The sequence below is a fragment of the Luteirhabdus pelagi genome, assembly GCF_016827595.1.
In the GTDB taxonomy this organism is placed as follows: domain Bacteria; phylum Bacteroidota; class Bacteroidia; order Flavobacteriales; family Flavobacteriaceae; genus Luteirhabdus; species Luteirhabdus pelagi.
The window spans coordinates 56,461-68,752 of record NZ_JAECMS010000006.1; the positions used below are offsets into that span (position 1 = coordinate 56,461).

Annotated in this window: 13 protein-coding genes; 7 read left to right on the plus strand and 6 right to left on the minus strand. The window is 38.4% G+C overall.

What is annotated here, in order from left to right:
* The first annotated feature begins 1 nt into the window (after position 1).
* Together I4Q58_RS14155 and I4Q58_RS14160 are read left to right on the plus strand one after the other, a co-directional pair.
* On the plus strand, positions 2-754 hold the full coding sequence (locus tag I4Q58_RS14155) for a hypothetical protein (protein WP_203296560.1): 753 nt from the start codon (positions 2-4) through the stop codon (positions 752-754).
* Positions 738-1,400: a P-loop NTPase family protein gene (locus tag I4Q58_RS14160; protein WP_203296561.1), complete on the plus strand. Its 663-nt coding sequence runs from the start codon at positions 738-740 to the stop codon at positions 1,398-1,400. Before I4Q58_RS14155 ends, I4Q58_RS14160 begins: the two co-directional genes overlap by 17 nt.
* Position 1,401: 1 nt before the next feature.
* Here the strand turns inward: I4Q58_RS14160 and I4Q58_RS14165 are convergent, their stop codons facing one another.
* The 6 genes from I4Q58_RS14165 to I4Q58_RS14190 form a co-directional block, all read right to left on the minus strand.
* Positions 1,402-2,931: an Eco57I restriction-modification methylase domain-containing protein gene (locus tag I4Q58_RS14165; protein WP_236002943.1), complete on the minus strand. Its 1,530-nt coding sequence runs from the start codon at positions 2,929-2,931 to the stop codon at positions 1,402-1,404.
* Positions 2,932-2,965: 34 nt separating this feature from the next.
* Positions 2,966-3,559, minus strand: coding sequence for an HNH endonuclease (locus I4Q58_RS14170; RefSeq protein WP_203296563.1), 594 nt, complete (start codon positions 3,557-3,559; stop codon positions 2,966-2,968).
* Positions 3,556-4,203 (minus strand): hypothetical protein, encoded by a 648-nt coding sequence (locus I4Q58_RS14175; RefSeq protein WP_203296564.1) that lies wholly within the window; start codon positions 4,201-4,203, stop codon positions 3,556-3,558. The genes I4Q58_RS14170 and I4Q58_RS14175 overlap by 4 nt, the downstream gene beginning before the upstream one ends.
* A 1-nt stretch (position 4,204) precedes the next feature.
* Complete coding sequence (locus I4Q58_RS14180) at positions 4,205-6,679, minus strand: ATP-binding protein (RefSeq protein WP_203296565.1); 2,475 nt, start codon at positions 6,677-6,679, stop codon at positions 4,205-4,207.
* Positions 6,679-6,900: a helix-turn-helix domain-containing protein gene (locus tag I4Q58_RS14185; RefSeq protein WP_203296566.1), complete on the minus strand. Its 222-nt coding sequence runs from the start codon at positions 6,898-6,900 to the stop codon at positions 6,679-6,681. The genes I4Q58_RS14180 and I4Q58_RS14185 overlap by 1 nt, the downstream gene beginning before the upstream one ends.
* Before the next feature lie 147 nt (positions 6,901-7,047).
* Positions 7,048-7,707, minus strand: a complete 660-nt coding sequence (locus tag I4Q58_RS14190; RefSeq protein WP_203296567.1) for an N-acetylmuramoyl-L-alanine amidase family protein — start codon at positions 7,705-7,707, stop codon at positions 7,048-7,050.
* A gap of 189 nt (positions 7,708-7,896) precedes the next feature.
* On the opposite strand from I4Q58_RS14190, the gene I4Q58_RS14195 reads away from it, so the two are divergent.
* Genes I4Q58_RS14195 through I4Q58_RS14215 form a run of 5 tightly spaced genes read left to right on the plus strand, consistent with a single transcriptional unit; the run spans position 7,897 to position 12,284 of the window.
* Positions 7,897-8,184 carry a hypothetical protein gene (locus I4Q58_RS14195; protein ID WP_203296568.1) on the plus strand — a complete coding sequence of 96 codons (288 nt, stop codon included), beginning with the start codon at positions 7,897-7,899 and terminating at the stop codon, positions 8,182-8,184.
* A 1-nt stretch (position 8,185) separates the two neighbouring features.
* On the plus strand, positions 8,186-8,464 hold the full coding sequence (locus tag I4Q58_RS14200; protein WP_203296569.1) for a hypothetical protein: 279 nt from the start codon (positions 8,186-8,188) through the stop codon (positions 8,462-8,464).
* Positions 8,457-10,859 carry a TraG family conjugative transposon ATPase gene (locus I4Q58_RS14205; protein ID WP_203296570.1) on the plus strand — a complete coding sequence of 801 codons (2,403 nt, stop codon included), beginning with the start codon at positions 8,457-8,459 and terminating at the stop codon, positions 10,857-10,859. Before I4Q58_RS14200 ends, I4Q58_RS14205 begins: the two co-directional genes overlap by 8 nt.
* Before the next feature lie 4 nt (positions 10,860-10,863).
* Positions 10,864-11,439: a conjugal transfer protein gene (locus I4Q58_RS14210; RefSeq protein ID WP_203296571.1), complete on the plus strand. Its 576-nt coding sequence runs from the start codon at positions 10,864-10,866 to the stop codon at positions 11,437-11,439.
* Between the two features lie 2 nt (positions 11,440-11,441).
* Positions 11,442-12,284, plus strand: coding sequence for a hypothetical protein (locus I4Q58_RS14215; RefSeq protein ID WP_203296572.1), 843 nt, complete (start codon positions 11,442-11,444; stop codon positions 12,282-12,284).
* The last annotated feature ends 8 nt before the right edge of the window (positions 12,285-12,292 follow it).

Below are 12,292 nucleotides of genomic sequence, written 5' to 3' on the forward strand. Positions count from 1 at the left end.
AATGAATTACATAAAGCTACTGAATGCGGCTTTTGAAAGATTCTATTATGACGATCGCCTAAATCCGACTCACATAAGTTTATATATGGGCTTATTTCAGGAATGGAACAGCAGTCGTTTTGCTGATGAATTCTATGTAAACCGTCGGGATCTGATGCGAGCCGCCAAAATAGGATCCAAATCTACTTATCATAAGTGTATCGTAGAGTTGGATACTTGGGAATACCTATCCTATATTCCATCACACAACCCATATAAGGGGAGTAAGATTAAGATGTCCATTATAAAGACAAGTGACGAACCGGTTTCGGAACAGTACAATCCCATTTTGGAACAACTTGCAGAACAGTACTATCCCAGAGGCGTACCGATAAAGGGACACTACCATCCCAATAATGGACAGGATGTATACCGACACCATCCCATAAAGGGACAAGCATTGGTATCCAATACAAACTATTCCAAACAGGAAAACCTTATAAAACAACCAAAGGACTGTCAGGTTGTAATCGACTTTTTTGAAGAAAAAAATTTTGATATGACTGAAGCTAAAAAATTTTATCAGCATTACACCGACCGGGAATGGCAAACTGGTGACGGGGAACCAATCCGTGATTGGCGAGCCGTGGCCATAAACTGGATGGACCGTACTGAACTTTTTGAATTGGAAAATAAGCCAAAGAAAAAACAGCCATCCCAAATTCAGGACAACTTGCGAACCACTAAAACAAAGGATTATGGACAACCCCTCTAAAATTGTTGAAGGAGGCGTAGAATATTCCATTGGAAGATTTGATGGAAAGGAAGTGGTCTATGATTTTGACAGAATCCTACTATACCTTAACGCTAAGGGCAAACTTATGTTCGGCAAAAGGTTTAAGATATATGAGGAGGATCGAGCAGTCCTGTTCAAGCTATGCAATTATTTTATTAAGGATAAAACAAACTGTAAAAAACATGATATAGATCCAGAGAAAGGCCTTTTATTATCCGGACCTGTTGGTTGTGGAAAGACAAGTCTTATGAAGTTATTAATCCATATAGTTCCACACCAAAGACCCTATTTAGTGATGCCCTGTCGCAACATTGCCTTTGCCTTTAATCATTTAGGATATAAAACAATTGAAGATTATGGCAACAGCACCCCTATATGCTTTGACGATTTGGGAGTAGAACCTATGGGCAGACACTATGGAAAGGACTGCAACGTGATGGGTGAAGTGCTGCTTTCACGCTACGAACTTTTCTTAAAAACAAAAGGAAAGATAAAAACCCACGCCACTACGAATCTAAATGCCGAGGAACTGGAAGAACGCTATGGTAATCGTGTTCGCAGCAGGATGCGGGAGCTCTTTAATTTGATTGCTTTTGATAAAGGGGCGGGTGATAAGAGGAAGTGAGTCAGCTTCGTAAACGTTTGTTCAGTAGTTTTTGTCGAATGTTTCTTATGCGACTAATCGAATCATAATCAAGGCCAAGCGAGGTGTTTAAAATTTTGTTATCGTTTATGTTTAATACATCCTCAATCCTTTCTTTTTTCTCAAATTTTCTTACATATCGTATAAATTCATTCGTGTCAATATCGATGTAAGGAAGTGGCAAGCCCTTAAATTCACTTGGTGTTAATTCAAGTACACCCCCTCCATAATATCTACCGTTTGTCTCAGAAAACAATAACGTTAGCGAATTATAAAAAGAAAAGATGAAACTGTCCAGGTTATATCCCTCATTCATCTCAATCTTGTAGGCGGAATCAGTCACAAAAGCCCGTGAAGTATTTTTCAAGATTTTCGGATATAAGTGACTTCTCTTAAAAAAAAGTCCTTTCGGTTTGGTTGCGATATTTGGTATAACGTACCAGTTATTTCTTGACTTACATTTGTATCTCTCAGGTATTTCAAGCTCTTTGCCGATTTCAAGATATTGCTTTAAGCTATCTGAAATTTCATCATCATCATTCAATTGTAATAATCTAGTAGGACGATTGGATCTTTCCAAATCCTGAAAGTCCTTTTCACCGAATACTACGCTGCCGTTTACAAAGAGACCCTTTTGAATAATCGGCTTAGTGTATTCTTCAAGATTAAATTTTGCCTCCGTTTCCTTATCAATAATGAAAAACTTGTTTGCCGCCGTAACGATACCAGGCTTTGATTCAGAATAGTGGCTGACTTGTTTAAGATTACTCTTGATATTTTCAAGAAATGTCACTTCATCCGATGATAGAAAATGATGGGTCCATTTGATTTTGGACTCAACTAAGATGTCGTTCCTTCTAAGGCCGAAGCTTTCATCCATTAGAACGGTCTGGTTTTCAATGTTAGCAAAGAACTCACCTTTGACTGTGTGTTTTTTGTATGCAAAAAGAACTATTGTGTCCTGACCTTTGCACTCAAACATTAAGTCATTGAATGTGAAAACTTCTATTCGGTCGAATGCTTTCTTTAGATATTCCCTTATTTCTTCGGCAAATTGGACTTGCAAGAGCTCCGATGGCAGCACGAAGGCTAGAACACCATTATTTTTTAATAATCCTATTGATTTGATTAGAAATGTAACCCAAATATTTTTAGATGTTGCCTCCGATAATTTAGCTTGTTCGTGTATTTGTCTGGACATTTCAATTTGATCATCAGACAAAAAGTTTTTCTTAATATAGGGCGGATTTCCTACGACCGCAGAGTATCGGTTTTTTGTATCGAATTCAAGAAAATCAATCTCTGTAAAACTAGAATTTCTTTTCTTCCATCTGTTTGCCGCTTTGCTCAATTCCTTATCGTTAATATCAATCGCATCTAACTTAATCGACAGATATTTGCAACATTTTAATGAATCAACAAATGCCCCGTCCCCCACACTAGGTTCAAATACGGAAATACGCTTTCTATCCTTAAAAAAGGACAAGACCCTCTTGGTGATAAAGTCTGCCAAGTACGAGGGTGTGTAGTAAGAGCCCGTATTTTTTTTACTGTAATCCAACTTCACTTAATTGTTGTGCATATTTTCTAAATGCCCTGTAACATTCTAATAGTTTATCCTTTAAATCTTCACCTGAATTTGGGTTTCCATCCAAAACTTGTTCTATTTCGTCAATAAGATTATTCATTTCCTCCATCTTCCAAATTATCTCGTGCTGTGGCTTATAGAGTTTTAATTCATTATAAATCCATTCGCCTAATCTAGTATCTGGCAGTATTCTACCTGTATCGGTTCTTTTAAACTGATTCGCATATTCCTCATCGCACGGGTCTATGAAACCCTCATCATTGACATTGTGGATTTTTTCGTCCATTGATGGCCATTTGGCTCTTTTAGCATTATTGCAAGATCGACAGGCATATACTAGGTTAAAATAATCTGTATCCTTGATTGTCTTTAAATACTTTTGTGGCACGAAATGGTCAATCTCAAACCAAACGAACCTCCAAGTATCAATACTGTTACAATAGCCACACCGGTCGAAATAATCTTTTCTTAAATCATCCCTGTGTTTACGATAATTGGACACCTCTTTGGTGATATTTCGCCTTTTGGGATGCTCATTGCGAAACACACTCATTCTTTACTTTGTTTTTTTAGTTCGTCCAATATTTCCCTGGTCTGAGCAACAAACGTATTCAGCTTTGTAATTGCCTCTTTTTCTACAAGATTTGCCGGCATTTCCTTTCCTTCAGGTTCTAATTCGTCCATCACAATGAAAAGCTTGGTCAATTCTTCTTCTTCGTTTGGTTCAAGTGAATCTTCGTTTCTCTTTCTCACAAGCTCTTCTATTCTGGTTTGTGTATTCGCTATCATTTCGTAGTATCTGTCGATGTTGGATTTGATTTTAACTTTGAGAATGGCCAATCGTTTTTCATTTTCGCCATCAAGAATATCTTTGCCATTGATAATATTGACATCTTCAGTATGATTTATGGCTTGCGGTTCGTGAGCGGTAAGCATTAACGCAGGAAAATATGGTTTATAGTCTCTTATGGCATCAATTACCTGATTGCCATTAAACTCAACTTCTCCCGTTTCATCCAATAGATAGTCTGTAATGACTCCATCCATCTCCTTTTCAAAAATCGTGCTTACAATGTCATCCAATGTGGTATTTACATCGGCCTTGATTTTGAGAATTTCAAAGTCGCTTTTGAAAGTATGGTAGAATTGATTTAGCCAACCATCATCTTCATCGATGTATGCAATTTTGTACTTCATTTTATTTATCTTTTCTAACCTGAAATTCAATTTTCAAAGTCAACCCATCTTCGATGTTCATTATGCTTACCGATGAATTGTTATAACCGTCGATTATAGATTGTACAATATATAGCCCAAGGCCGGTGCCTATAACTTCGCCCTTCTTGTCTTTCTTTGAAGATTCCAATAACTTGAAAATATCTTCAGGACTGTTTTTATATTGTTGGTCTAGACCTTTCCCATTATCTGAAAAAAGTATCTCGATTTTACTATCCAAACGTTTCCAACTTATCTCAATTAACTTTTTGCCTTTCTTTGACCCCTTAAGCGCATTCAAGGAATTGGATAAAAGGTTATTGAAGATTGAATCCATATCGACTTCAAAGGCCCTGATTACATTTTCATCATCCTTACTTCCATTTAGGGTGATAGATACGTTACGCTGTTCCAAAGCTTTTTTCCAGTTTGCTTTAAAGCTTTCAAAATATCTACCAAAATTAAGGTTGCTCCTTTCTCGTTTGTCACGGGTTAATGAGTTCAATGAGTATTCCAGCCAATGCTTCAATTTTGTATCCTCTTCCTGAATAAGCTTAATCATATAGAAAGGATTGTCGTCCTTATCGAGATGCTGTAAGTCTTTTTCATCAAGATGGGTAGCAAGTTCCTTTAATAAAAATGAGGTGCGAGGAATCAATCTGGACCTAAGACTTTTAACTTCGTGTGCGAAGGATGATATAATAAGGCCTACACTAGCAAAATTTCTTAATAGCCTGATTTCCTCATCTTTGTCATCAATTTCTTGGGAAAGGATTTTAATACCCTTGGCCAAAGACTTTTCTGTTTCAGTCGCACTATCCTTTGACGGCTCCCCAGGTTCTCCGTCTTCATCTCCCGAAGTCTTGTCCGAATCCTCCGGTTCTTGGTCACTTTCCGACTCACCGTCCCTTTGGCTTTGTTCTTCCTCTTCCTGCTCCTTATTTATCCTATCCGCTTCTTCTTTAGCCTTACGCTTTGCCTCTTCCTCGTCATTTCGTTTTTTGAAAAGTTCGGAAAGATGATACATAATCATATTTCTATCATTCTCAAAAAAACCGATAATCTCTATCAATAAATTTTTGAACAAATCGAATACGTCGTTCTCACGTATCCCTTCTCGTCCTGACTTATCCTGAAAACTTGCATTATGGATTCTAGAAATATTAATTGTTCCGGCAACCTGGTTGGGCCTAATACGATAGCCGCCCAATTTTTGTCCCGCTCCACCAGGGCTTTGAGCTTGTCGCTCACCTAGTTTCAACCAGTCTTCACCTTTTTCACCATAGGGCCTTATCCTAAAATCATCTCGAAAGATTTTTACGCCTCCAAATTTTTTAAGCCAAGCCCTTCGGTTTGAGCTGTTGAAACTTTTATATGGATATTTTTTAGTGTCACCTTCTTGTTTATCGTCGGAAATTGTATTTTTCAGAAAATAAAAGGTAAACGTAAACTTTCCTATCTGCTCGATTAAATTAGAATCTACATCTGAGGAAAACACCTCATTCAAAGTCGTCTTAATTTGAATGGTTTTGGCTTTTATATCTTCGAGTCGATATGGGAATTTTTGCATTTTCTCATATTCGAAGAGCTCGGTATATCTATTCGCTAGAACATCGACATCTAATTCGTTTCGAGTAATATCTACAATGAGTGATTTATCTTCATCATCAAGGTATTTAGCACTAACCTTATAATCAAAGTCATCGTAATATGCTCCTTTTACTTGCCCGAATTCCTCGGCATCGGACATAGAAAAAAAATGTAGCTCAAAGTCATTTTGCTCTTTTGGTGGCAAGAGCATTTCTAAATTTCCAAATAATCGTTGTAGCTGTTCAAACTCCCAATTATCATTTAGCTTCGAGATTTTAATAACCGTACCATTTTCAAAGGAATTGTGGGTTATGAGTTCGTCTATTCTATTGTTATTATTAAATTTATTAGTAAGCAACCCTTTTAAATCCAGTTCAGGTTTATCTATAAGGTCTGCGTTTACTTTTGAAACAACTGCACCAGCTTCATCGAAATCATTCCACTCAACTTTCCAGTAATGTCCCTTATTTGTTTCCTTAGAAATTGTATAAAGTTCTGTTGTTGTTCCCAATCTGTTCAGGGCAAAGCGTCCAATACCCTTTGCACCCGTTTTTACACGTCCTCCATCTGAGGTGTGGCTATAGAGTTTATCATCCGTCCCAATAGTCATCCATTGGTTAGTTATAATGCTTTGGGTCATTCCCACCCCATTATCTATAACATAAATATTGCTCTTGCCTCTATCTATTTTCTCATTTCCCTCTTCATCCTTTACATAAATCAAATCATAAACAGCGATACAGATTTTCGCATCGGCATCATAAGTGTTCTTAATCAGTTCAATTATGGCACCCTCGGCATTGGAAAAATTTTCCAAGCCAATAAGTTTAGCTGTTCTAGCCGATACTTTAAAAGGAATTTTAGCCATTATGCTATATTCTTCAATTTTACATTTTTAAAAATCTCATCAAAAACTTCTGATGGATCTGCATCTATTGCCAAAGCAATCAGATAGAGTTCCTCTGCGGTCAATCTAGCGTACTCCTTTAAACATAAATCGCTAAGCCTTGATGTTGATATATCCGTTCGTCTCGATATTTCGGCCTTATTGACTGATTTTTTGTTTAAAAACTTCCCAAGCTCTGTCATTTTCTTGTTCTTGAAATCTCAAATACAAATCTAATGAATTCGGATAACTGTCCTATTTGTTAGGATTTTTTCTTATTACTATTTTCTAAAAATCTAAGAATCAGTTTAAATAATTCGATTATTATACTTTTCATATTGCTGAATACTTCAATCCCCAACCCTCTCATAACTATTTATATTTTTATTTAAACATTCCCAAATCACCAGTGCCAATGCTTTCAGGGAATCAGGCTTTAAAAAATAACTGGTCTCATCACTATTACTCAAAAATCCCAATTCCAAAAGAACAGAAGGCATAAAGGCAGTCGTTTCCCGAAGCACTTGAAAATTGGCAAACTTTACACCGCGACTCTCAAAACCGAGCTTCTCATTTAATTCAGATTGCAACCGAAATGCCAGCCAAGTAGCTTCTTCCGAAAGCTTGGAATTTGGATTGGCAACAAAAACTTCAACACCACGTGCATTTGGATTAACTGAATGATTGCAATGCAAGGACAGAAACAAATCTGCTTTTATTACTTTGGCTAGTTTGGTTCTATCCGATAGCGAAATAAGCGTATCAGTATATTTAGTCAAATGAATATCCAATGGTGACCCTGACTTTTCATTAAGCTCAGAGATGGCTTTTGCTACATTCAGTACAACTTCCTTTTCGCGAACATTATTAATACCTATTGCCCCTGAATCTTTTCCACCGTGGCCAGGGTCAATAATAACGATCTTTTTTGCAACCAAATCCTGACCCAATAGAATGCAGCTTCTAAGTAGCAAAATCACAAAACTGACGTTTTTGAGCCACTTTTTCATTTTCAGTTTTTGGGTTTTCAACAGTTCCACTTCCTAATTTCATAGAATTTGATGCCATATAATAGCATCGAAAACCAAACGGTAACAAATAATATTTTATTCACAAATATTTGATTTTCAGTTATTTATATTCAAATATATGTAAATTTCAGATAACGAAAATGAACTAAAATTTTAATCCATTCCGTTATGAAAAAAACATATCATTTGGCAGGCGTTCTCTCGCTGTTATCCACTTCACTTTTTGCACAGATTGGAGGTATTGAAGATTCGGTCAACGATGTTTCCGATACCATCAGAGCCATTTTCCCAATCATCCTAGGGGTAATTTTCCTTATCGGCTTTCTATTTAATGCAGGACACTTTTTTGGTGAGAATGCCGACCTAAAAAAAGGGATTACCCGCGTGCTGGTGTTCGTCCTAATCGCAGGTGCGGTTGTGGGCATCTTCACCTATTTAATTGGTATTGTGGTATAAGATGAAGCGATACGAGGTCTATAGAAATATGCGAAAACGTGCGGTGATTTTTGGCTTGCCCATTTCACTATTTGCACTGATGATGGTTTCCATTTTGGCATCATTGCTCATTATCATCTTTTCGTTCAGTTTTTTGGTGATCATCGGACTGATGGTATTCAATGGTGGACTTTTCATTGCCCTAATCCGCATAGCCAACAACCCGCAGCTATTTCAATTGGCCAACCCCTTTCCTAGAATTATCAGCAGCAAAAGATATTCATCCATAGATTATGAATAAGCTAACCCTGTCGGCATATCATCCTATTGCAGATATTCAGGACAATATCATCTTCGCAAATAATGGCAATATCGTTCTCTGTTACAAAGGAGAACTTCCAGAAATCTACTCCCTTTCCGAAAAGGATTTCGAGGATATCCACGGTGCTTGGTTTCAGGCGCTAAAATCATTACCTGTTGGAACGGTGGTTCACAAGCAGGACATCTATTTAAAGAAATCATATTCCTCAGAACAACTCCCCAATAAATCGTTTTTGGAAAAGGCGACACATAATCATTTTAAAGGTCGAGGATACATCGATCACCAGTGCTATTTATTCTTCATTTTGACCAAAAACAAGGCCTTGAACAACTCCAAGTATGTAAATCCTTTTCGAAAGGTTTCCAAGGGAATTGTTCAGCAGATGGATGACAATATCAAAGTATTTATCAATGCCGTTAGCGATTCCATTTCCTTCATCAACAACAGTAGAAAGATGAAGTTTGATTTAGTTGAAGCGAAAGAAATACAACGGCTCACAATCAATTATTTCAATGGGTTTAATGAGGGGTGCGATACCGATATCCTTCTTGAAAGGAAAAACTTCACCATAGGCGACAATTATTTTGATGCCCTTGCCATAAATAATGAACTATGCTTCGGCGATAGTGTACAGAGTAGCAAGACCAATGAAAGGTTCACTTCGGACGATTTTGTTTTCCATCAAGGTTTTATTGATGGTTTGGGCCTTACGCTAAATGAAAACCATATCGTCAACCAGATTCTCTATCTCGATGACAAACAAAAGTGGCGAAAGCTACTGGACAAAAAAATTGAGGAACTGAACAAGAGCTCCAATTTCGGTTCCCAGAACAAAGTGGTGCTTGGAAAAATCCAGCATATTCTCGACCAGATAAATGCCGATGAAAATGCACGCATTATCCGAGGACACCTCAATATCATTTATTGGGCAAAAGATCCCAAGTCACTTGACAAGATCACCTCCCAGATTAAGACCGAGTTTAAGGAACTGGATATTATTCCCTATTATCCGAGAGGTGAGGAACGGAAGAATTATATCCTGAACAGTTATTGCTGTTTCTCTTCCAACTTCTCGAATGACGATCTGTACGTCACGGATTTGAAACACGCTCTATGCCTCTTCATCAACAATTCTAACTACAAGTCTGACGACACAGGGATTATCTTCAATGACCGAGAGCATAATATTCCAGTATTAAAGGATGTCTGGGACGAACGAAAGAAACGTATCAAGGCCCGTAACTTCGCTATTTTTGCGCCAACGGGAGAAGGAAAGTCCTTTTTGGCAAATAACATTCTGCGTCAATATTTCGAAAGTGGCGTTCGGCTCGTCATAATCGACTTAGGGGGATCCTATACGAAATTCGCAAAACTTTATCCTGGGAAATATACCATCCTACGGTATGAGAGTGGCAAGAACTTGGGCATCAATCCGTTCTTTATCAGTAACCAAAGTGATCTCACACCAGAACGGCTAGAAGACCTATCCATTTTCCTCTTTGAGCTATTCGTATCTGACTTAAAGGTGACCAAAGCGCAATCGGTTTCTATAAAGAAAATACTTCGCCATTACTACGACAGCACTTCCGAAAACCACTCACTTCAGGACTTCTACAGTTTTATAGAAAGCCATCAGAAAGAAATTCTGGGCCAACTCAAAATCCATCCCGACTACTTTGATATCACAAGTTTCCTGCACGTGATGTCTGAGTATGTCGGAGATGGTCTATATAGCTTTTTGTTTGAGACCAGTGAAGATCAAACCTATAAAATTGAAGACAAGAGGCTGATTGTGTTCGAGTTGGATGAAGTCAAGGATAATAAAGAGATTCTGTCAGTAATGCTCAAGCTTATAAAGTCCGCCATTCAACGGACGATTTGGCGCAATCGGGCCGAAAAGGGCATTATCCTATTCGATGAATTTGCAAAGCAATTGAAGTTTGAAAATGTATTGGAAAGCGTTGAGTTCTATTACCAGGCCATCCGCAAACAAAACGGTGCTATTGGGATTATCCTACAGTCCATCAACCAGCTGCCGAATACTTCAACATCCGCCAGCATTCTTGAGAATACACAAGTCATTTATAGCCTCAACAATGAGAAGGGCTATGATGAACTGGTCCAGCGACTCAACCTATCCAGTCACGACCTAAACCAACTAAAATCCATTAAGAACAACCTTTCCGGACCTCGTAAATACACTGAAATGTTCATCAAGATCGGGAAGGACAGCAACATCTTTCGCCTTGAGGTCCCAAAAGAGGTGTACGCCGCCTATTTGACGGATGGAAAGGAAAACGAGGATATAATGGAGCTATATGAAAAGTATAACGACATGGAAAAAGCAATAACTGAATATTCATCTAAAACCTAAAAACATGAAAACAAAGATCATCCTATTTGCAATGGCATTAACCTTCCTATTCCCCCTTCGCGCGATAAGTCAAGGGATGCCGGTTTACGACAATACCAACTTCATCAGTCTGGCCAAGTCCCTATTGGAATCAGCCAAGCAGACCACCCAACTCCTAAAGACCGTGGATTTTTTAAAACAACAAAAGGAAAACCTTGAGAAGGTGGCGGAAGTGGTCCAACAATTAAATGCGGTTCAGCAGATCGCACAAAATAATCAGCACCTATATAGCATCGTACAGAATGACCTATCGGATATTTTGAATTCTCCCTTTATCAAGGCAGAGGAAATCGATCTAATTACTGAATCCTTTACGAAGCTATTGGATAATTCGCTCGATACTGCAGCATACATAGACGAGATCCTATCAAGTGACTACCTGAGAATGACGGATGCCGAAAGAGCGGGTATTATCCGTGCCAAGGAAAAAGAGTCAAAGGAAATGATATCACAGGTAGAGATTAAGACAAAACGTTATCGTGATATTATTTCATTTCGAAAAATGCAGGACAAGGTAAACAACCGAGAAACCGATTATTAGAAATGACAGCAACGGTAATTTTAGGGATCGGGCTGGAATACGTTGACACCATCTTCCAAACCATTCAGGACAGCAGCTTTTCGCAATATACCATTGCGGGCATGAAAGTGTTGGCAGTGCTGTTCTTTTTGGTCAATATCCTTAAAAAATACAGTGAGGGCGTTGCAGAAAAAGATGGCTATACCTGGGGCCTGAGTCCAGGGGAACTCGTTAAGAATTTTGCTGTTGTTTTATTGGTAATTTTCTCCACTCAGGCCCTCGGTTTTTTCGATGGGATATTGGTCGCCATCGAAACCCAATATAGGGGCACCGCTCCTGCCCTTCTTCCATTGCAGCTTCAGGATTTCCCCCTGGAAGAGGAAGTCGGCCTACTGGATGCCGCAAGTATGGCAATGAGCTTGCTTTATGAGGCATTGGTTACCCCATTGTACGGTTTTAAGATCCTTGCCTTTGTTCTAAGTTTGATTCTCTGGATCCTAGATCTGTTTATATATCCTTTGTTCCTAGCGGAGCGGTTTTTCCTTTTAGGCATAATGCAAGCATTTTTTCCTTTGGTCATCAGTCTTGCTGTATTTGAAAAATTCAGGTCACTTGCCTATACATTCTTTAAGCTTTATGCTGCCGTGTACATGCTCGTACCCGCCTTCTTTTTGGTCAATGTTTTTATCAATGCCATCTACACCGAGATCAATACCAACTTTTGGACTACACTTTTCGGCACCGATCAGGGGCAGGGATTCTTTGCCCCGGTAGTCCAGTTGGGTTCCGTTGGATTCATTGTTTTCCTAAAGTTCAAGTTATATAGGCGAGCCACTTCCTTTACCCTTCGATTATTTACCAATTAATTTAAATA